Source organism: Kitasatospora sp. NPDC054939 (assembly GCF_053610105.1).
On record NZ_JBSGXP010000092.1, the window covers coordinates 13,996 to 34,131 of the forward strand.

A 20,136-nucleotide genomic window follows, 5' to 3' on the forward strand; every position below is an offset into this window, starting at 1 on the left:
ACGCGGGAGCGGGCGATGGCGGTGGAGTGGCGGCTGCGGCCGGGGGCGTCCCCCGGGGGCGGAAACGGTGTCGGGGCCGATGTCGAGGCCGTGGTGCGCCCGGTCCGGGCGGGCGAGGCGCCGGCCGGGCTGTCCGCCGCGTTCCTGGCGGGCACCGGCTTCCGCGGCGAGGTGGGCCAGGTCCTCCACCTGCCCGGCACGCCGGTGACCGTGCTGCTCGGCGTCGGGCCCCGGCCGCACGCCGACCGCGACGCGGTCCGGACGGCGGCGGCCCACCTGGCCCGGGCCGCCACCGGGTACCGCTCGCTCGCCGTCCTGCCGCCGGAGCCGGGCCCCGGTTCCGGGTCCGGTTCCGGGTCCGACACCGGTCCAGGTTCCGACCCGGCCGGACCGCTCGACCCGGGCCTGCTGGTCGAGGGCTACCTGCTCGGCGGCTACCGCTTCACCCGCTACCGCTCCGCCCCCGCCGAGCCGCCCGACCAGCGGATCGAGCTGGTCGCCCCGGACACCCCGGAGGCCCGGCACAACCTCGCCCGGGGCGCCCGGACGGCCGAGGCCGTCCTGCTGGCCCGCGACCTGGTCAACGAGCCCGGCGAGGCACTCACCCCGCCCGCCTTCGCCGACCGGGCCGCCGAGGTCGCCGCCGCCCACGGCCTGGAGTGCGAGGTCTGGGACGCGCCCCGGATCGCCGCCGAACGGCTCGGCGGCCTGCTCGGCGTCGCCCGCGGCTCCCTCGTCCCGCCCCGGCTGGTGCGGCTCGGCCACCGCCCGGCCCGCTGGACGCACCGGATCGCCCTGGTCGGCAAGGGCGTCACCTTCGACGCCGGCGGCCTCTCGCTCAAGGCCAACGCCCATATGGCGGGCATGAAAGCCGACATGGCGGGCGCCGCCGCCGTCCTCGGCGCGATGTCGGCCCTCGGCGCGCTCGACTGCCCGGTCGCCGTGGACGCCTGGCTGCCGCTGACCGAGAACATGCCCAACGCCGACCCGATCCGCGTCGGCGACGTCCTGACCATGCGCAACGGCACCACCGTGGAGATCTGCCACGGCGACGCCGAAGGACGGCTGATCATGGCCGACGCCCTCGCCCTGGCCGGCGAGACCCGGCCCGACGCGATCGTCGACCTCGCCACCCTCACCGACGCGGCGGCGATCGCCCTCGGCCGCCGGATCACCGCCGTGATGGGCACCGACGACGCCCTGCTCGACCGGCTGCGCAGCGCGGGCACCCGGGCCGGCGAGCCGGTGTGGCCGCTGCCGCTGCCCGAGGCGTACCGGCCGCAACTGCACTCCCGGGTCGCCGATCTGGTCAACTACACGCTCGGCACCCGGCACGGCACCGCGCTGCTCGCCGGGCTCTTCCTGCGCGAGTTCGTCCCGGCCGGCACCCCCTGGGCGCACCTGGACCTCCAGGGCACCGCGCTGAGCGACTCCGACCAGGGCGAATGGGTGGCCGGCGGCACCGGCACCGGGGTCCGCACGCTGCTCGAACTCCTCACCGCCTGGGGCGGGAAGGACGGCTGAGCGGTTCCGCCGGGCGCGGTGCAGCGCGTCCCCGGGGCGGGGAGGCACGGGGCGCCACCGGGCGAAACCGTCCGCGGGGCCGCCGGCCGAGCCTTGACAGGGGCGAACGGCCGCGGTGAAACTCGTCGCACCCGAGCCACCCGAAGGGTTCACGGCTCCCGGCCCCGTTCCCCGGCACACGAGGGGTGATGAGCCATGGCCATCCCGGAGTCCTCCGACCGCGTTCCGCCACCGCGCCCCACGCGTGCGCCCGCCGCCGAGCGCTGGCCCGGGGCGGTCCGCCGCCCCGGCTCCGAAGGATTCGAGTCCTCCGCCAAGGACTGGCTGTTCGACCTCGCCCCGGCGCGCTGGCGGCACGAGCAGGTCTTCCACCGCAATCCCGTGGAACTGGCGTGCATGCTCCGCCTCTACCTGGACGCGGAGATCCTCGCCATGCAGGCGGGGTTGAAGGCGCTGCGCACGGCCCTGGCCGGCCGGATGCGGCGCAGCGAGTCCGTCGAGATCATCGACGCGTACGTCCGCGAGCAGGCGTGGGCCAGGGCGGTGCGCGAGCAGGTCGCCCTGGTCGAGGACGCCCTGCACCTGGCGCTCGGCGGCGCCGCCCGCAAACGGGTCGCCTGGCGCATCGTCAACGGTCTCTGACGCCGCCCCCCGCCGCAAGAGCGCGGCCGGCTCAGCGGCGGGACCGGCTCAGCGGCGGGACCGGCTCAACGGCGGGACCGGCTCAACGGCGGCGCCGGCTCAGGGCAGCAGCTGCCGCACCAGCGCGTCGGCGGCCCACCGCTCCCAGCGCGCGGGCTCCCAGCCCCGGACGGTGACCAGCAGGGTGTAGGCCTCCGGGCCGAGGACGGTCAGCGCGACGTCGGCGGCCGAGGCGGCGTCGTGGCCGTCCCGCAGGCTGCCGCCCGCCGCGCCGACCTTGGCCACCAGCGCCTCCGCGAATCGCAGTTGGACGGCGTGGCGCTGCTCCAGGTTGGTCCGGCGCAGCTCGGCGAGGGCGGGGTCGGAGGCGGCTGCGGCCTGCAGGACCTCCAGCACGGGCGCCGCGCGCTCCAGGATGCCGCGGGCGCCGGCCGCCTGCTGCGCGAGCTGGGCGGCCGGGTCGGGTTCGGCGAGCAGCTCGCGGGCCCAGCCGCGGTCGAGGGTGGCCACCGGGTCGGTGTCCCCGGCGATCGCGGCGTCCAGCACCTCCTTCAGGACGGCCCGCTTGGTGCCGAACGTGAAGTACACGGTCTGGACGCCCACGTCGGCGGCGCGGGCGATGTCCTCGACGGTGGTCCCGGTCCAGCCGCGCTCGGCGAACAGGCGGCCGGCGGCGTCCAGCATGCGGCGGCGGGTGCGCAGGGCCTTCGCCGCGCGGGTCTCGGGTGCGGGCACGGGTACCTGCCTCGGTCGGGTCGGAGCCTTTGACTGTAGTGTCACTACAGTGTAATCACTGGAGTATGACTACAGTGAAATCCGGCGGCGCCGCCGGGCGGGTCCTCGTCGTCGGCGGCTACGGCGCCGTCGGCAGCACGGTCACCGACACCCTCCGCGGCTGGCTGCCCGGGCGGGTCGTCCCCGGCGGGCGCGACGCCGAACGGGCCCGCCGACTCGGCGGGGTACGCGTCGACACAGGCGATCCGGACGGCTTCCGCACCACCCTGGACGAGTTGGGCGACATCGCCGCCGTCGTGCTCTGCGTCGAACCCGCCGACACCGGCCTCGCCCGCCTCTGCCTCGAACGCGGCATCCACCTCGTCGACATCGGCGCCGACCGCCGCCTCCTGGCGGGCGTCGAGGACCTCGCCCCGGTCGCGGCCGGGACCGGCGCCACCGCCCTGCTCAGCGTCGGCGTCGCCCCCGGGCTGACCAACCTGCTCGCCCACCGCGCCCACCGGGAGGTCGGCGGCGCCGAACGGCTCGACATCACCGTGCTCCTCGGCTCCGGCGAGCGGCACGGCACCGACGCCGTCCGCTGGACGGTCGCCGGACTCGGCGAGCCCACCGGCGGCGCCCGCCCGCTGCGCACCGCCCTGCCCGGGTACGGCGCCCGGACCGCCCACCCGTTCCCGTTCTCCGACCAGCACACCCTGCGCCGCACCCTCGGCGTCCCGCACGCGACCACCCGCCTGTGCCTGGACTCCCGCCCGCTCACCGGCGCGCTCTTCGCCCTGCGCCGCACCGGCCTGCTGCGCACCGACCGGCGCCCCGCACTGCGGCGGCTGCTCACCGGCGCCTTCGGCCGCGTCCACCTCGGCGGCGACGGCTTCGCCGTCCGGGTCGACGCCCACCGCGGCGAACGGCACAGCGCGTACGCCGTCACCGGCCACCGGCAGAGCCGCGTCACCGGCCTGGTCGCCGCGTACGCCGCCCGCGAACTGCTCACCGCCGGGCTACCCGCCGGGGTCCACCACCTGGAGCAGCTGCCCGCGTTCGCCGACCTGCCGGAACGGCTCGACGCCCACGGGGTCACCCTCCACCCGGTCGGACGGGCCGGGAGGTGACCGGGGCCGCGCCGGACGGGCACCGCAGGGACGGGAGGTGGCCGGAGGACGCTCGGCCGGATGGCGAACGGCAGAACACGGAGGGGCCCGGTGCCGGGCGGCCCCGCGGCCGTGGGCCGGCCCCTGACCCGCGGGCCGGGGAGTGGCGGGGCGGCGACTACACCGCCGCCGGCGACGCCTGGGCGCACGCCGCCGACGCGGTGGCCGCCGAAGCCCTGGCCGCCCTCGGGCGCGACCCGTCCCGCGCCGCACCACGGGTGCTCGACGTGGGCACCGGCTCCGGTCCGGCCTCCCTCGCCGCGGCCCGGGCCGGCGCCCGGGTGCTCGGCGTCGACCTGGAACCGGGCCTGCTCCGCACCGCCGCGCACCGGGCCCGGGCAGCCGGCCTCGCGTCCCGCACCCGGTTCGTCGCCGGGGACGCCCTGGCCCTGCCCCTCCCCCCGGGCTCCTTCGACCTCGTCCTCTCCACCTTCGGCGTGATGTTCGCCCCCGACCCGCCGCGCGCGGCAGCCGAACTGGTCCGGGTCTGCCGCCCCGGCGGCCTGCTCGCCGTGGCCTCCTGGACGCCCGCCGGCACCATGGGCCGGATCGCGCCCACCGTCCTGCGCCACCTGGACCGCCCGCCGACCGACCCGCCGCCGACCCGCTGGGGCGAACCCGACCGGCTGCACGCCTGGTTCGCGCCCCACGGAGTCGCCGTGGAGACCCGGCTCCGCCACGTTCGGATCCGCTACCCCTCGGTCGAGCACGCCGTCCGCGTCTTCGAGCACAAGCCCGGACCCCTGCGCGCCCACCGCGCCGCCCTCCGGGCCGCCGGCCGGTGGGAGGAGGCCCGCGCCGACCTCGCCGACCTCTTCCGGACCGCGAACCGGGCCACCGACGGCGGCCTCGCCCTCGACGCCCCGTACCTGCTGCTGCTCGCCCGGACCTGACCGCCCGCAACCGCGCCCGGCCCTCGCCCCACCGCCCGGCCCCGGTGCCGCTCCCCCGTCCCGGCCCACCGGATCCTTCCCAGGCACGAGGCACGGTCCGCCCCGCAGGGGGAGGCGGTCCCGACCGTGGGCGGACGTGCCGGGGGCGGCGGTGCCCGGAGAGTGGAGGCAGCCGGAAGACGTCCGGCGCACTCGGGAGGGACCGACCATGACCGACACCGCAACCCGCCCCGCCGCACCCCGCCGCACCCGCGGGCTCGCCCGCCGCATGGCCGTCGTCGCACTCGCCGGCGCGGGACTGCTGGCCGGCCTGGCGCCCACGGCCGCGACGGCCGCGCCCGCCGGACCGAACAGCACCACCGGGCACGGGAGCACCGCGACCGACCCCGCGGCACTGCGCCGGGCCCTGGACGCGGTGGTCGGGCCGGGCGGCTCCTCGGCCGTACAGGTGGAGGTCCGGCAGGACGGCCGGACCGCCTTCCGCGGGGCCGCCGGGGTCGCCGACCGGGTGACCGGCGCACCGGTGCCGGAGAACGCCCGGTTCCGGATCGGCAGCGTGACGAAGACCTTCGCCGCGACCGTAGTGCTCCAACTCGTCGGCGAACAGCGGCTCGGCCTGGACGACCCGGTGGAGCGACACCTGCCGGGGCTCGTCCCGAACGGAGCCGCGATCACGGTCCGGCACCTGCTGAACCACACCAGCGGCCTCTACAACTTCACCGACGACCCCCGGTTCGGCGCCGCCGAGGAGGACCTCGACCGCTGGCTGGCCGTCGGCCGCTGGACGACCTACCGGCCGGTCGACGTGGTCCGGATCGCCACCGCCCGACCCGCGCGGAACCCGGGGACCTGGGGGTACTCCAACACCAACTACGTCCTGCTCGGCATGATCATCGAACGGGTCACCGGCCGCACCTGGGTGGCGGAGGTCGAGCGCCGGATCGTGCAGCCGCTGGGCCTGCACGACACCTCCATGCCCGTCACCTCGCCGTTCATCCCCGGCCCGCACGCCCGCGGCTACCAGGAACGGCCCTCCGGTGCCGCCGATGTGACGCTGCTGAACCCGTCCGCGTTCGGCCCGGCGGGCGCCGGCATCTCCACCACCCGCGACCTGGTGCGCTTCAACCAGGCGCTGCTCGACGGCCGCCTGCTGCGCCCGGCGCAACTGGCCGCGATGAAGCAGCAGACCGACGCCGGCGAGGCCGGGACGTACGGCCTCGGGCTGGCCCGCTACACCACCCCGTGCGGGGAGTTCTGGGGGCTCACGGGCGGGATCCCCGGGTACGGGACGGTGGTGATGGGCACGGCGGACGGGCACCGGCAGCTCGCGGTGTCGCTCAACCCGTACCACCTGACGGCGGCGACCGGCGAGACCCTCGACGCCCTGGTCGACACGGCGGCCTGCGGCGCCCGCACCGCGGAACCGGCGAGCTGACGGGCGCCCACGGCCCCCGGCCCACCGACCCCCGGGGCGTGGACCCCGCACGCCCTCCCGGGTGTACCGGTACCAGGCGTCGTGCCGGCCGGGCCGCTCCGCGGGCGCCGAAGGAGTCGCCCACGCTGAGGCCCAGCAGGGCGTCGTAGGAGGGGGTCATTGCCTCCGATGGTGCCAGTCCGCCGGCTCAGCGGTCCAGGAATTCCCGGGCGGCGGCCAGGAACGGGCCCGCCTCGCCGATCCACGGGAAGTGGCCGGTGCCGGGCAGCACCGCGTACTCGCCCTTCGGGAAGGCGGCGGCGATCTCGGCGGCCCGGGCCGGGGTCGGCCCGCCGTCGTACTCGCCGGCCAGTACCAGCACCGGCGCGTCGAGGGCGGCCAGCGCGGCCCGGGTGGCGGCGGGGTCGAAGGCCCCGTCCCGGTAGTAGTGCTGCGCGGCTTCGAGGTGGAGCTGGGCGGCCCGCTCGGCGACGTGCTCCTGCTCGGCCGTGCCCCACCGGCCGTAGATCAGCGGGGCGAAGGCGTCGAAGTCGAAGACCCCGCGCGTGGTGGCCTCCAGCGCGGCCGCGGCCGCCGGGTACCAGGGCTCGTCGGCCAGCAGCGCGGCGGCCCCGGTGCGGTCCTCCACGGTGAACGGGACGTCCAGCGCGGCGGCGGCCGGGGTGACCAGCAGCAGCCGCCCGATCCGCTCCGGGTACCGGGCGGCGTACAGCACGGCCAGATCGGCGGCGGCGGAGTGCGCCAGCAGGTCCACCCGCTCCGGTCCGAGCTCCGCGCGGAGGGCCTCGACGTCGCCGACCTGGCGGTCGCAGCGGTAGCTCTCGGGGTCGGTCGGCACGGCGGAGTCGCCGGTGCCGCGCAGGTCGAGGCGGTACAGGGTGCGGTGGGCGGCCAGGCCTCCGAGCTCGCCGAGGTAGGCGGAGGCGCGCATCGGGCCGCCGGGCAGGCAGATCAGCGGGGCGCCGGCGCCGCTGCGGTGGTACGTCAGCCGGGTGCCGTCGGGGGCGGAGAAGGTTGGCATGGACCGATCCTCTCCGCTGACGGCGGTTCAGGGCAATCCGGGCGCCGCCGGACGCCGACCTGCGCAGCAGCGGGCCGGTGCACCGCACGGGATCTGAGCCCGTGTCAGCAGGACCTTGCCCGACACTACGGTGACCGTACTATGGTGGTCGGCGTGACGAACAGACGCTCCATGCAGGAGCCAACCTTCCTCCTCCTCACCGCCCTCGCGGACCGGCCCCGGCACGGCTACGCGCTCGGCGAGGAGGTCACCGCGATCTCCGGCGGCCGGGTCCGGCTCGGCGCCGGCACCCTGTACGGCACCCTCGACCGGCTGCTCGCCGAGGGCTCGATCCGGATCGAGCGCGAGGAGACGGTGGACGGCCGCCCCCGGCGGGTGTTCGCCCTCACCCCCGAGGGCACCGACGCCCTGCGGGGCGAGGCCGAACGGATGCGCAGCGCGCTCCGCGAGGCCGACCGGCGCCTGGCCGCGCCCCGGATCCGTCCCACCGCAGGAGGTACCGCATGACCGCCCCGACGCAGGACTCCGCCCACGCCCGGCTGCTCCGGCGGGCCCTCGCCCTCTACCCGGCCTCCTACGGCCCCGGCGCGGTGGCCGAGATCGCCGACCACGCCGAACGCCGCATCGCCGCGGCGGGCCCGCTCGCCGGGCTCCGCGAGGTCGCGGACGTCGCCGGACACGCGGCCCGGGTCCGGATCGGGCTGGTCCCGCACCGGCCGCTGGGGCGGGCGTTCGGGGCGGCGGCCCCGCTCGCCGCGCTGCTGACCGGCACGTTCGCGGCGACCCTCCTGTGGGCGGCGGCCGACGAGGCGGCCGACCCCTGGCTCGTCACCCCCGACACCGCTCCGACCGCGGGTCCGCTGCTCTCGGTGGCCCTGGTGCTCGTCCCGGCGACCCTCGCCGCCCTGGCGGCCCTGTTTGGACGGTGGTCGGGAACGCGCGCCCTCGCCCTCGCCACCGTGGCGGCGAGCCCGTTGTACCTGCTGCTCGCCGCCACCGGGCTGTTGGGGGGCACCGCGGGTTCGCCCTACTTCGACCTGGGCGGTGGCGAGTTGGGGCTGATCGCCCTCAACTCCCTGGTCCTGCTGCTCGCCCCGCCCGACCTCGCGCGGCCCCGGCCCGCCGTACTCTGGGCGGCCGTCGCCTCGTTCGTCGTACCCGACGCGATCCTGATGGCCACCGCCGGCGCCGGGAGCCCCGTACTGATCGCGGCCCCGATCGTGCTCGGCGCCGCCGTCGCCGGCACCACGTCCGGCGCGGGCAGTGCGGCCCTGGTGGCGGTGGTACTGGCCGCACCGCCCGTCCTCGCCTTCGCCGCCGTCGGCCGCTACACCCCGGGCACCTCACTGCTGTGGCTGGCCGTGCCGTTCACCCTCGGCTACCTGACCGCCCGCGGTGCCCTGTGGGCCGCCCGCCGCACCACGGCCCGCCCGGGCCTGCGGCGCAGCTGACCCCGGGCGCGCGGAGCGGCACCGGCCCCCGCCGCCCCGCGCGCCTCCCGGACCCGCCCGATTCCGGTCCGCACAAGGGAGGCCCGAGCCAGCGGCCTCGTACAGCGTCGACTTCTGCCGCCCCGCCGCCGACTCGCGCGACCGACCGCTGACCGCTGACCGCGCCGGGAGCCGGGTGCTGCGCCGGTACCCGTGGCAGGCTTGCGGGTCATGGGTACGGACAGCGTGGACGGCGGCGCACCGCGGGTGCCGCTCCTGGTGGTGGACGCCGCGAACGTGGTGGGCTCGGTGCCGGACGGCTGGTGGCGCGACCGCCGGGGTGCGGCGCAGCGGCTGCGGGACGCCCTGGTCCCCGCCGCGGAGCACGGCCTGGCTCCGCACGCGGACCGCGCCCCGGGCTGGTCGCAGGGCGGCCCGCTGGAGGTGGTCCTGGTCGTGGAGGGGGCCGCCCGGGGGGTGGCCGGGGTCCCGCGGGTGCGGGTGGTCGAGGCCCCCGGGAGCGGCGACGACCGGATCGTCGACCTGGTCGGCGCGGCCCGGTCCGCCGATCCCGAGCGCGCCTGCCTGGTCGTCACCGCGGACCGCGGACTCCGCGCCCGGGTCACCGCCCTGGGCGCCGAGGTGGTCGGCCCGCGCGCCGTCCGGCCCGCCTGAACCGTGCACCGGTCCGCCTGGACCGCGGCGTCCACCGGGCGGGCCGGATCGCGCGGGCCGGATATTCGGTGGCCCGGGTCGCGGCGGCGCTGTTAGCGTGACGGCTCCTTCGCGTTCTCCCCTCTTCCGGGCCTCCGTGCCCTAGAAACGAGTGTTTGATGCCCCGGGTCGCGCCGAGCGCGCCTCGCCGTACCGCCTGACCCCCGTCCGGGTCCGCAGCCGTCGTACCGGCTGCGGTCGTGACCGGACGGGCGCCTTTCGGGCGCCCCGATCCGTCCGTGCCCGCCCGCGTGCTGCCCCGCCGCCGCGAGCCTTCCGCACGGCCGTCCTCCGTCGAGGCCGCTCGGCCTGCTCTTGCTGTCCCGATCCATTCCCAGCAAGGAGCAATCCGGGTGTCCAACCACCACAGCACCTCCCCCGCCGGCAGCATCGACACCTTCACCTGTGCCTGGTGCGGCCTCACCGTGTCCGTGCTCGCCCCCGACCGGACGCGGCGCAACCACTGCCCGTCCTGCCTGCACTCCCGGCACGTCCTCGACCGCGTCGAGGGCGGGACGTCCGACTGCCACGGCCGGATGTCGCCGATCGCCATCGCCGTCCTCAGGACCGGGGACTGGATGGTCGTCCACCGCTGCGTGCGCTGCGACGAGCTGACCTCCAACCCGACCTGCCCGGACGACAACCAGCTCGTCCTGATGCGGATGGCCGTCCGTCCGCTCGCCCAACCACCGTTCCCGCTCGAAGCGTTCGGCACCCTCTGACCGGCCCGGAAGGAGGGAGCGGAACCATGCCACGACGCAAGAACAGCGGTCTGCGCGACCGGTCCGGGCGGCCCCAGCGGCGCAAGGACGTCCTGCACGGGCAGGGCGGCCACCGGGCGCACGACTTCCGGTGCGTCGGCTGCCGGCTGGAGGTGCCGCTGCAGGCGCCCGGCACCGCCCACCGCAACCACTGCCCGACCTGCCTGGTCAGCCGGCACGTGGACGGCCGGATCCCGGGCGACCGGGCGTCCGACTGCCACGGGCGGATGGAGCCGCTCGGCATGTCGGTCCGGCCGGACGGCGAGTGGATGATCATCCACGAGTGCCGGTCCTGCGGTGAGCTCAGCGCCAACCGGATCGCCGGGGACGACAACGCGCTCGCCCTGGTCCGGCTGGCCGTGCAGCCGCTGCGGGGCGGCGGCCCGGTCGCCCGGCAGCTGCTGCTGGCGCTCTAGCTCCGGTGTCGGGTGAGCCGGCCCGGCCGCCCTCGGAAGTCCCGGGGGGCGGCCGGGCCACCGGGGCCCCGCTGCCCCGGCGGCACCGGATTCCGGCCGGTGCGCTCCGGCCAGTACCCTTTCCGGGTGTCGAACCTACGGAAGCAGATTCTCGCCGACCTCGGCGTCAGGACCACCGTCGTACCCAAGGCCGAAATCCGGCAGCGGGTCGACTTCCTCAAGGACTACCTGCGCTCGACCCCGGCCAAGGGCTACGTCCTCGGCATCAGCGGCGGCCAGGACAGCACCCTGGCCGGCCGGCTGTGCCAGCTCGCCGTCGAGGAGCTGAGGGCGGAGGGCCAGGAGGCCACCTTCGTCGCGGTGCGGCTGCCCTACGGCGTGCAGGCCGACGAGCACGACGCACAGATCGCCCTGGACTTCATCCGGCCCGACCGCTCGGTCACCGTGAACGTGAAGCCGAGCGCGGACGCCGTCGGCGCCGAGGCGGCGCTGGGCCTGCGGGAGCTGCTGGGCGAGGAGCCCCGGCTGCGGGACTTCGTGCGCGGCAACATCAAGGCCCGCGAGCGCATGGTGATCCAGTACGCGGTCGCCGGGCAGCTGGGCCTGCTCGTGGTCGGCACCGACCACGCGGCCGAGGCCGTCACCGGCTTCTTCACCAAGTACGGCGACGGCGGCGTCGACCTCACCCCGCTGACCGGGCTCACCAAGCGCCAGGGCGCCGCGCTGCTCCAGGAGCTGGGCGCGCCGCCGAGCGTCTGGGAGAAGGTGCCGACCGCCGACCTGGAGGACGACCGGCCCGCGCTGCCCGACGAGGTGGCGCTCGGCCTGACGTACCGCGAGATCGACGCATACCTGGAGGGTGCGGACGTCACCCCCGAGGTCGCGGAGAAGCTGGAGTCGGTCTACCTCGCGACCCGGCACAAGCGGACCGTGCCGGCCACCCCGCAGGACGACTGGTGGCGGAAGTGACCCGGCGCTGAGGCGCGAACGGGGCCCGGGACGGGGTGCGCACCGCACTCCGTCCCGGCCCTTCGTGCTGCTCCTGACCCCGTGCTGGTCCTGTCCCCGTGCTGGTCCTGTCCCCGTACTGGTCCTGACCCCGTACTGGTCCTGGCCCTCGCGCTGTTCCGCTCCCGCCCCCGCCCCCGCGCCGCTCCCGCCCCCGCTCAGCGCGGGAAGAGCCAGCGCCGCATCAGCCGGGTGGTGACCGGCAGCGCCAGGTACGTCATCAGCGTGCTGATCAGCGGGGCGAGCAGCAGGGTGCGCACCGGCACCGGCAGCCCGGACAGGTGCGGGGTGACCAGCAGGGCGGCGCTCAGGGTGAGCGGGGCGATGGCCAGGGTGGAGGCGACGGCCATCTTCCAGCGCGGCGGCGGGGTCTGCCGGGCGCCCGCCGGGGTGGTGGCGAACCAGCCCTCCATGCCGAGCAGCTCGCGCCGGGCGACCTCCACGTGGTGGCCGTCGACCTTGGCGAAGCAGGCGGCCCGCACCGGCGAGGTCTGCCAGGCCCGGAAGGCGTCGGTGTCGCGGAAGTGCAGCAGCAGGTGCCAGGGCGTGCCCGGTTCGGCGGGGCGCAGCAGGCCGGTGCCGAGGTTGCCGGGGTGTTCGGCGGCGGCGTTGAGGATGCCGCGGGCCCAGCTCTCGAAGGCCTCCTCGTAGCCGGGGTCGACCCGGCGGGCCACGAAGAGGGTGACCTCCTCGCCCGCCGCCGTCTGCTCCGCCGTGTCCATCACCGCACCACCTCGTCCGCCGTACACCCTGCCCCCGGGCCGTCCGCCGAAGCCCGCCCGCGACGCCCGGTGCTCGGCCACCGAGCACCGGCCGCCTTCCACCGGCCGGGTGTCGATCACTTGCCGATCACCGCAGGGTACGCCGGGGCGGGGGTCGTCCGGGGAAAGCCTGTGCGACCGTCCAGGCGCCGGACCGGGCATCCAGGCCGGGACCGGTCGGATCGTACGACGACCATCTCACCGACCCCGCCCGGAACCGGCACCGGCACCGATGTCGGCCCCGGCCCGGTACCTGTCCCGCCCCGGCCCCGGTCGCGCTACTCGGCCGCCCGGCGGAAGGCGTAGTTGAACTCGGTGGTGCCGAAGTGCCGCATCATCCGCAGCCAGAACGGCATCAGCATCTCCATCGACCGGGCGCCCGCGAGGTCCCCGAGGTCGATCACTGACCCGGCCGGCCAGCCGAAGGACTCCAGCATCCCGGTGACGGCGGCCTTCGCGTCGGCGTCGTCGCCGGCCACGAACACGTGGTGCTCCCCGGGGATCCGGGCCGGGTCGACCATCACGGCGGCGGTCATCGTGTTGAGCGTCTTCACGACGCGGGCCTGCGGGAACTCGCGCTGGATCCGCTCCGCGGCGCTGTCGGTGTTGACCGGGTCGAGGGACACCTCACCCGTCTCCGAGAACACCAGCGGGTTGGAGACGTCGATCAGCACCTTGCCGGCCAGCCGCTCCGCCCCGGCCGCGCGCAGGGCGTCCAGGGAGACCGTGCCGGAGGTCGCGTTGACCAGGATCTCGCCGAAGGCGGCGGCGTCCGCGAAGGTGCCGCTGCGCGCGGCGGGGCCGGACTCCGCGGCCCAGGCGGTGGCGGCCTCGTTGTCCTTGCTGCGCGAGCCGAGCGCCACCTCGTGCCCGAGGCCGATCAGCCGGCTCGCGAGGGTCCGTCCGACAACGCCCGTGCCGATGACTCCGTACCGCATTCCGTGTTCCCCGTTCCCGACGATCGCGTCCTGGCGCGCGGCCCCCGGGGCCGCCGCCGGTCCGCCGGCCGTCCGCGGTGGGACGGACGGCGGCATTCCGACGGACACCCTAGGGCCCGGGGGCCCGCGCCGTCCTCGAAACGCGCCAGGTCACCGCACCCGTATGCCGGCCCGGGTCGGCCCCGTACGGAGCCGGGTCGGCCGCGTACGGAGCCGGGTCAGGCGGGTGCGCCCGCCCGGCTGCGGGCCGCCTCCCGGCGGGCGGCTGTGCGCCGGGCCAGGGCGTGCCGGGCGACCTTGCCGAGCACCACCGGGTGGAAGAGCGCGGTCGGTGCGGCCACCATGTTGACCACCTTGACGAAGCGGGTCCAGACGGCCGGGTCCCCGACGGCCACCGCGAACACCTGGGTGTTGTACCAGTGGGCGAACCGCACCGGCAGCGGCGGCGTCCCGGAGCTCCACATGAGGTCGGAATTGGAGGAGAGGGTCCACGGGGCGAGGATCAGCCGGGCCGCGCCGCGCCGGTAGCGCGTGGTGAGGCCGGTGAGCGTGCCGTCGCCGGTGCGGCAGTTGGTCAGCAGGCCGTGCAGCAGGTCGGCCTCCATCGCGGCGACGGTGAGGCCCTGCCCGTAGACGGGGTTGAAGACGCAGAGCGCGTCGCCGACCGCGATCAGCCGCTCCGGCCAGTCCTTGGACCGGTGGTGCAGGTTCCACTGCCCGTTGGCGTTGGTGTACCGGTACACCCGCTCCTGGACGGTGCGGCGCCGGATGCGCTCGGCGAGTTCGGCGTTGTCCAGGTCCTCGGCGAAGTCGAGGTAGCCCTTGTCGTCGGTCGGGGGCACGTGGTCGCCGAAGCCGAACAGCGAGCACGTCCAGCGCTCGCCCTCCACCGCGAGGAGGGCGCCGCCGCGGGGCACCCCGGGGGCGAAGGTCATCTGGTACGCGAGGTCGAACGCCAGCTCCTGCTCGGGCCGGTCGAAGGTCATCGTGGTGTACGTGATCTTCGCGGGCACGATCCGCTTCTCCGGGACGGTCCGGCCGAGGTCGCCGAGCCAGCGGTCCAGGCCGCTGGAGCGCCCGGAGGCGTCGACCACCAGGTCCGCACCGAGTTCGACGGCCTCCGCGGGTGCGGGGGCGTCCGGTTCGGCCGCTCCGTCCCCGGCGCCGGCGGCCACCAGGCGGTAGCGGACGCGGTCCACGGCACCGGTCCGGTCGGTGCCCAGCCCCTCGCAGCGCGCCGGGGCGATCAGCGTCACCTGCGGCAGCGCCAGAACGGTGCGGCGCAGGCGCCGTTCGAGCTCGTCCCGGGTGAAGGACTGGATCCGCACCCCGGTGCGGCAGCGCGGGGCGAAGCCCGCCGGGGTCAGGAAGCTGATCCGCTCGCCGTAGTCGTAGACCGGGGCGCCGGCCTCCTCCAGTCCGGCGCGCAGCCCCGGGAAGTACCGCTCCAGGATCTGCGCGCCCCGGGCCAGCATCGCGTGCGCGTGGTAGCCCTGCGGCGCGTTCGGGTGGACGCCGGTGTCGCCGTCCACCGGATCCCGTTCGAGGACGACCACCTCCCGGAAGTGGTCGGCCAGCACCCGCGCGGTCACCAGCCCCGCGTATCCCCCGCCGACGACCACGGCCCTGCCCCACCGCTCGTCCGCCCGGTCTGTTCGCTTCCCCATCGACTCTCCTCTCCGGTGTCGATGGCTACCCCGTCCCCCACCCGGGGGCAACGCCCGACGCCGGGACACGCCGACCGCCCCGACGCACTCGCCGGCCGACCGCGCGCGGGCGTGCGCCCGTGGTGGACCAGGCGGGCGGCGCGCCCGGTCGACGTCCGGATCCGCTCCCCCTCGGTCGGGCCGGCTGCGCCGGTGCTAACGTACATACATACATACATACATACATGCATGTATCTGATGGAGGATGAGGACACTGCCGGGAAAGACGGAGGGGGCCCGCCGGTCGCTATCGGAGCGGCGGACCCGGACCGGCTGACCGGCTGACCGGTAGCTCCCTGCTGGAAGTTGCGGCACGGGGCCTGTCCACGGACGGCTACGCCGATCCGGTGCCGGGGCACGTGGCCGGCGGGGCCGACTGCACCCGCGGCGCCCTGTACCACCAGGACACCGACACGGAGGACCGCACATGAAACTGCCGAACGCCGCACACACGTCGCGCCCCTGGCGGATCCACGAGGTCGCCGCCGACTTCACGGTCGAGGACGTCTGGGCGCTGCCGACCCCGGGAGGCCCCGACGCCTTCCCCCGACTGGTGTCGAGCATGATCACGGACCCGGACTCGGGCGGATTCCCCCAGGGCGCCCCCTTCCCGGTCCGCTTCCTCTGGGCGGCCCGACACCGGATCGGAACGCTCTTCGGGTGGGACGGCAAGGAGGCAGGCGTCGGCTCCCGGGTGACCTCACTCCGGGACCGGCTGCCGAGCGATCTGCGGACGGCACCGCGCGGCCCGGACTTCACCGACGTCCCCTTCACCTCGCTGTACCTGCTCCCCGACGAGTGGGCGTCGGAGATGGCGAACCGGACCGTCCACACCGTCATGCACCTGAGCTGGGTCCCCGACGGCTCCGGCGGCCACCGCGGCCAGATGGCGGTCCTGGTCAAACCGAACGGACGCCTCGGCGCCGCCTACATGGCCGCCATCAGGCCGTTCCGGGACCTGATCGTGGTCCCGGCCCTCATGCGAAGCATCCGACGCGACTGGGCGGCGGGTTCGCACGGCGCGACCGGGTCCTAGGGTCCTCCCGGCAGGCCCCGTCGGGCGCGCGACGGGAATCGTCGGGCACGGCCGGTCAGTGCGCCGGGGCGGCGGGCTCCCGCCCCGACTCGGCCCGCCCCGACCCGGCCCGCTCCGACCCGGTCCGCCCCGACTCGGCCTGCTCCGCGAGCAGTTCGGCGAGCGTGGCGAAGCGGTACCCGCGCTCCCGCAGTCCCCGGATGACGGCGGGGAGCGCGGCGACGGTCTGCGAGCGGTCCCCTCCCCCGTCGTGCATCAGCACCACCGAACCCGGCCGGACCTGCTGCAGCACCCGCTCGGCGATCACCTCGGCACCGGGCAGCGACCAGTCGTCGGTCTCCACGTCCCACAGCACCGTGGTCAGCCCGAACCCGGCCACCTGCTCCAGCAGTTGCGGACTGCGCCCGCCGAACGGCGGCCGCATCAGCTCCGGCTCCGCGCCGCCGTACGCCTCCGCGAGGGCCTCGCCGGTGAAGACGAGCTGACGGCGCAGCCCGTCCGGCCCGAGGTCGGGCAGGTAGGCGTGGGACCAGGTGTGGTTGCCCAGCGTGTGGCCCTCGTCGACGATCCGGCGGACCAGCCCGGGGTGGGCCAGGGCGTGCAGGCCGATGCAGAAGAACGCGGCGGGCACCCCGTGGCGGCGCAGCACGTCCAGCACCTGCGGGGTGTGCACGGGGTCCGGACCGTCGTCGAAGGTGAGGGCCACGGCGGGCACGGTGCCGGCGCCGCCGACCAGGCACCGCCCCCGGCGGGCGAGTCGCCGTTCGACCGGGCCGGCCGCCGCCTCCGCGCCGAACGCCTCCTCCTCGCGGCCGGCCAGAATCCACGCCCCGGGGCCGAGCGGCACCAGCGCGTCGAGGCGGGTACGGCCGAGTTCGGCGAGCGCCTCGGCGGTGATCCGACCGTCCGTCAGCAGATGCCGGTCGGCCCGGTAGACGTCCAGGCCGGCCGCGGTGAGCGGGGTGTCGGCGATGCCGTTGGCGCTGTCGATGACGACGGCGAGCCCGCCGGGGGCGCGGTCGGCGAGTTCGGCCAGTCGGGCCACCGGCCGTTCCACGCCGCAGCGTTCGTACGGTTCGGCCGGGCCGAGGGCGCGGCCGTCCGCGTCCAGCAGACTGATCCGGTACCCGTCGCGCGTCAGTCCCACCCCGGCGAACCACATGGCGGTGCCCTCTTTCGTCCGTGCTGCTCCAGTCGTGCTTCCGACCCCCGTGGACACAGCTGCGCACGCCGCACGGGCCGGTCGGCCCCGGTGCGGCGCCCGGCAGCGGGCGGTTCGATCATACGGGCGAACGGCCCGGATTCACCTGCTGGAAGCGGGACTTCCGCTCGCCGGGCCGGGCAATCGCGGTCCGGGCGGCGGGGCCCACGGCACACGCAGGCCCGCCGTGGATGTGCAGAATCCCCCCTGTGCGATCACATATCTGACGTACAGTCATGTACCGGTGCGCGCCCCGCCCGGCCCGCACCGTTGGGACCGGACCGCCGCCGCCCGGCCCGGGGGCGGAGTCCGCCGAGGGGGAGGATCCAGACACCGTGGGAACGACACCCGTCACCGGCACCCAGGGGCAGGGCGGCAACAACACCCCGCCCCGCCGGAACCCGCAGCCCGGCACCGGCGCCACCGACTTCGAGGACACCGCGCTCGCCGACCAGCGCCTCGCCGGCGTCCCGCAGAAGGCGGCCCCGCTGCACCGGACCGTCGACCTGGCCGCGCGGGGCACCAACCCCTTCCCGCTGCCCTACGAGACCATCCAGTGGTACCACGGCACCCGCGACCGGGTGGTCGCCGGCCTCATCCGGCACACCGGCCGCTTCAACCCCGACGCCACCGGCGGCTACGGCAAGGCCTACGGCCCCGGCACCTACTTCGCGCCCACCGAGGCCACCGCCCGCCGCTACGGCGAGTACGTCTTCTGCACCGAGCTGCGCGACCTCACCCTCCTGGTCGTCCAGCAGCAGGGCGGCACCGTCGTCGACCACCACGACCTGTCCTGGCTCCGGACCGCCCTGAGCGCCGGCCTGCGGGACTCGCTCGCCCAGGCGATGCGCAGCAACACCACGGGCAACACCTGGACGGCGATCGCCCGTTGGGCCCGGGACAACGGCTTCCACGGCCTGCACCTGAAGGGCATCGAGGAGGTCGAGATCGTCACCGTCTTCACCGGCGTCCCCTGCGGCGTCCTCACCCGCATCACCGGGGAGTGACGGCACGCGGCCGGCTCCCGTCTGCCCGGCGGGAACCGGCCGCACGAGCGGCGGTACGGCAGCGACCCGGCGGGGCCGCAGTGCTCCGGCCGCCCCGGACGCCGAGGCGGCATTGCGGGCAGGTACGGAGGCTGGTAAATGTCGGCGTACGGTCAGTTCCCCGGCCGGACCGCCCACCACGCCCCGCCGCACCCGACCGCCCGCCGCCCGCCGCACCCGAGCGCCGATACCGTCCGCCACACCCCGGCGGACACCCCGCACGGCCGCGGCCCGAGGACCGAGCGCCACCCGGAAACCGTGCAACTCCGACACCCCGCACGCCCCGCGCCCCGCCGACCCCCAGGAGCCCAGGCCGTGAAAGTCCTCCTCTGCCCGCTCAGCGATCCCGGCTACCTCTACCCGGCCGTCGCCGTCGGGCGCGAGCTGCGCCGCCGCGGTCACGACACCACCCTGATCGCCCGGCACGGCGCCGCCCCCACCGCAGCCGCCGCCGGGATCCCGATGACCGCGGTCGAGGACGACAACGGCGCCGGACGGCTCTCCGTACGCTGCTGGTTCCGCCACCAACTCGGCCAGTACCGGGCCGTCCACGCCGAGGCGCGGGCCCGGCAGCCCGACGTCCTGCTCACCTCCGCGCTCTGCCACGGCGCCCTGCTCGCCGCCGAGCAACTCGGCCTGCCCGTGGTCGTCCTGGGCCTCGCCGCGCACCTCTGGCCGTACCCCGAGGGTGGCGCGGACGAGCCGGAGGAGCCGATCCTGCGGCACTGGCGGCTGCGCGAGACCGTCCGCTTCTACCGCGAACTGCGCGAGGAGGCCGGCTTCGCCCCCGTCGACGACCGCACCGCCGCCCGCGCCCTGATCGGCAGCCGGCTGCTGCTCCGCGGCGACCCCGCCCTCGAATACCCCGACACCCGGCTGCCCGCCGACGTCCACCACGTCGGCCCCTGCCTGTGGGAGCCCGCCCCCGACCCGGCCGTGGTCGACCCGCTGCTCGCCCACCCGGCCGGCCCGCCCAAGCGGCTCGTCTACGTCCACCTCGGGCGCACCTTCAAGGGCACCGACCTCTGGCCGCGGCTCAACGCCGCCTTCACCGACGGGCCGTTCCGGGCCGTCGTCGAACTCGGCCGCTCCGACAACCCCGCCCCGCACCCCCGGGCCGACATCACCACCGTCCGGCTCCCCTGGATGGCCCCGCTGGTCGAACACGCCGACCTCGTCGTCACCAGCGCCACCTCCGCACCCGTCCTGACCGCCCTCACCCGCGGCCGGCCCCTGCTGGTCGCGCCGGACGGCTCCGAACAACCGCTCCTCGCCGCGGCCTGCCTGCGCACCGGCGCCGCCCTCGACCTGCCCGAGGACGCCACCCCCGGACTGCTCACCCGCGCCCTCGCCGACAGCCGGCTGCACCGCGCCGCCGCCGAACTCGGTGCCCGGCTCAACGCCGCGGGCGGGGCCGCCCTGGCCGCCGACCACGTCGAGCAGGCCGCCCGCCGGCACCCCCGGCCCCGGCCGTCCCGGCAGCACCGCACCCGCCGACCCGCCGCGGCCGACACCCGCTGAACCGCACCGGCCCGCCACCCCCGGGCGGGGCGGCGGGCCGGGGTCGCCGGAAGGGCCGGGGTCGTCGGAGGTGTCCGGTGGTCGCGGGAGTTCAGTGGCCGGGGTGGTCGTCCGGATGGACCGCGATGTGGTCGCCCGCCAGCTCCACCGCCACCCGGTGCTCCATCCCCAACGCCTCCAGGAACTTCACCGGCAACTGC

20 protein-coding genes are annotated in these 20,136 nt (G+C 76.3%); 14 read left to right on the forward strand and 6 right to left on the reverse strand.

All coding sequences use genetic code 11. The features are described 5' to 3' along the window. Positions 1-15: 15 nt before the first annotated feature. Entirely contained in the window at positions 16-1,524 is a 1,509-nt protein-coding gene (locus tag ACWGB8_RS24365; protein WP_452215694.1) for a leucyl aminopeptidase, read from the forward strand. Positions 1,525-1,719: 195 nt separating this feature from the next. After that, positions 1,720-2,166, forward strand: coding sequence for a hypothetical protein (locus ACWGB8_RS24370; RefSeq protein ID WP_452215695.1), 447 nt, complete (start codon positions 1,720-1,722; stop codon positions 2,164-2,166). A 99-nt stretch (positions 2,167-2,265) separates the two neighbouring features. Here the strand turns inward: ACWGB8_RS24370 and ACWGB8_RS24375 are convergent, their stop codons facing one another. Then, positions 2,266-2,901: a TetR/AcrR family transcriptional regulator gene (locus ACWGB8_RS24375; protein ID WP_452215696.1), complete on the reverse strand. Its 636-nt coding sequence runs from the start codon at positions 2,899-2,901 to the stop codon at positions 2,266-2,268. Positions 2,902-2,966: 65 nt separating this feature from the next. Here ACWGB8_RS24375 and ACWGB8_RS24380 point away from each other — a divergent pair, with 65 nt between their 5' ends. The 3 genes from ACWGB8_RS24380 to ACWGB8_RS24390 all read left to right on the forward strand — a co-directional run bounded on the left by ACWGB8_RS24380 (position 2,967) and on the right by ACWGB8_RS24390 (position 6,377). Then, complete coding sequence (locus tag ACWGB8_RS24380; RefSeq protein ID WP_452215697.1) at positions 2,967-4,010, forward strand: saccharopine dehydrogenase family protein; 1,044 nt, start codon at positions 2,967-2,969, stop codon at positions 4,008-4,010. Further along, positions 4,007-4,942 (forward strand): class I SAM-dependent methyltransferase, encoded by a 936-nt coding sequence (locus tag ACWGB8_RS24385; RefSeq protein ID WP_452215698.1) that lies wholly within the window; start codon positions 4,007-4,009, stop codon positions 4,940-4,942. Before ACWGB8_RS24380 ends, ACWGB8_RS24385 begins: the two co-directional genes overlap by 4 nt. Before the next feature lie 208 nt (positions 4,943-5,150). After that, positions 5,151-6,377 (forward strand): serine hydrolase domain-containing protein, encoded by a 1,227-nt coding sequence (locus tag ACWGB8_RS24390; RefSeq protein WP_452215699.1) that lies wholly within the window; start codon positions 5,151-5,153, stop codon positions 6,375-6,377. A gap of 187 nt (positions 6,378-6,564) precedes the next feature. Here ACWGB8_RS24390 and ACWGB8_RS24395 read toward each other — a convergent pair whose 3' ends face one another. Beyond that, on the reverse strand, positions 6,565-7,398 hold the full coding sequence (locus ACWGB8_RS24395; RefSeq protein ID WP_452215700.1) for an alpha/beta fold hydrolase: 834 nt from the start codon (positions 7,396-7,398) through the stop codon (positions 6,565-6,567). Positions 7,399-7,569: 171 nt separating this feature from the next. On the opposite strand from ACWGB8_RS24395, the gene ACWGB8_RS24400 reads away from it, so the two are divergent. The 6 genes from ACWGB8_RS24400 to nadE all read left to right on the forward strand — a co-directional run bounded on the left by ACWGB8_RS24400 (position 7,570) and on the right by nadE (position 11,688). After that, positions 7,570-7,905: a PadR family transcriptional regulator gene (locus tag ACWGB8_RS24400; protein ID WP_452215713.1), complete on the forward strand. Its 336-nt coding sequence runs from the start codon at positions 7,570-7,572 to the stop codon at positions 7,903-7,905. Then, positions 7,902-8,849: a hypothetical protein gene (locus tag ACWGB8_RS24405; protein ID WP_452215701.1), complete on the forward strand. Its 948-nt coding sequence runs from the start codon at positions 7,902-7,904 to the stop codon at positions 8,847-8,849. The genes ACWGB8_RS24400 and ACWGB8_RS24405 overlap by 4 nt, the downstream gene beginning before the upstream one ends. A 210-nt stretch (positions 8,850-9,059) precedes the next feature. Then, positions 9,060-9,503 carry an NTP pyrophosphohydrolase gene (locus ACWGB8_RS24410; protein WP_452215702.1) on the forward strand — a complete coding sequence of 148 codons (444 nt, stop codon included), beginning with the start codon at positions 9,060-9,062 and terminating at the stop codon, positions 9,501-9,503. Between the two features lie 392 nt (positions 9,504-9,895). Continuing rightward, the gene (locus ACWGB8_RS24415) at positions 9,896-10,264 is read left to right on the forward strand and encodes an RNHCP domain-containing protein (protein ID WP_452215703.1); all 369 of its coding nucleotides are present in this window, start codon (positions 9,896-9,898) and stop codon (positions 10,262-10,264) included. A 26-nt stretch (positions 10,265-10,290) separates the two neighbouring features. Further along, positions 10,291-10,719, forward strand: a complete 429-nt coding sequence (locus tag ACWGB8_RS24420) for an RNHCP domain-containing protein (protein WP_452215704.1) — start codon at positions 10,291-10,293, stop codon at positions 10,717-10,719. A 126-nt stretch (positions 10,720-10,845) separates the two neighbouring features. After that, positions 10,846-11,688, forward strand: coding sequence for an ammonia-dependent NAD(+) synthetase (gene nadE, locus ACWGB8_RS24425; RefSeq protein WP_452215705.1), 843 nt, complete (start codon positions 10,846-10,848; stop codon positions 11,686-11,688). Positions 11,689-11,885: 197 nt separating this feature from the next. On the opposite strand, the gene ACWGB8_RS24430 is transcribed toward nadE, so the two are convergent. The 3 genes from ACWGB8_RS24430 to ACWGB8_RS24440 all read right to left on the reverse strand — a co-directional run bounded on the left by ACWGB8_RS24430 (position 11,886) and on the right by ACWGB8_RS24440 (position 15,093). Further along, entirely contained in the window at positions 11,886-12,449 is a 564-nt protein-coding gene (locus ACWGB8_RS24430) for an antibiotic biosynthesis monooxygenase (RefSeq protein WP_452215706.1), read from the reverse strand. Positions 12,450-12,766: 317 nt separating this feature from the next. Beyond that, positions 12,767-13,426 (reverse strand): NADPH-dependent F420 reductase, encoded by a 660-nt coding sequence (locus ACWGB8_RS24435; RefSeq protein WP_452215707.1) that lies wholly within the window; start codon positions 13,424-13,426, stop codon positions 12,767-12,769. 218 nt (positions 13,427-13,644) lie between these two features. Continuing rightward, positions 13,645-15,093 carry an FAD-dependent oxidoreductase gene (locus ACWGB8_RS24440; protein ID WP_452215708.1) on the reverse strand — a complete coding sequence of 483 codons (1,449 nt, stop codon included), beginning with the start codon at positions 15,091-15,093 and terminating at the stop codon, positions 13,645-13,647. Between the two features lie 466 nt (positions 15,094-15,559). Between ACWGB8_RS24440 and ACWGB8_RS24445 the strand changes: the two genes are divergently transcribed. Next, entirely contained in the window at positions 15,560-16,168 is a 609-nt protein-coding gene (locus tag ACWGB8_RS24445; protein ID WP_452215709.1) for a DUF2867 domain-containing protein, read from the forward strand. Between the two features lie 55 nt (positions 16,169-16,223). Here the strand turns inward: ACWGB8_RS24445 and ACWGB8_RS24450 are convergent, their stop codons facing one another. Then, complete coding sequence (locus tag ACWGB8_RS24450; protein WP_452215710.1) at positions 16,224-17,315, reverse strand: polysaccharide deacetylase family protein; 1,092 nt, start codon at positions 17,313-17,315, stop codon at positions 16,224-16,226. A gap of 389 nt (positions 17,316-17,704) precedes the next feature. Here ACWGB8_RS24450 and ACWGB8_RS24455 point away from each other — a divergent pair, with 389 nt between their 5' ends. Further along, positions 17,705-18,376, forward strand: coding sequence for a hypothetical protein (locus ACWGB8_RS24455; RefSeq protein WP_452215711.1), 672 nt, complete (start codon positions 17,705-17,707; stop codon positions 18,374-18,376). Between the two features lie 354 nt (positions 18,377-18,730). Then, positions 18,731-19,936: a glycosyltransferase gene (locus ACWGB8_RS24460; RefSeq protein WP_452215712.1), complete on the forward strand. Its 1,206-nt coding sequence runs from the start codon at positions 18,731-18,733 to the stop codon at positions 19,934-19,936. The last annotated feature ends 200 nt before the right edge of the window (positions 19,937-20,136 follow it).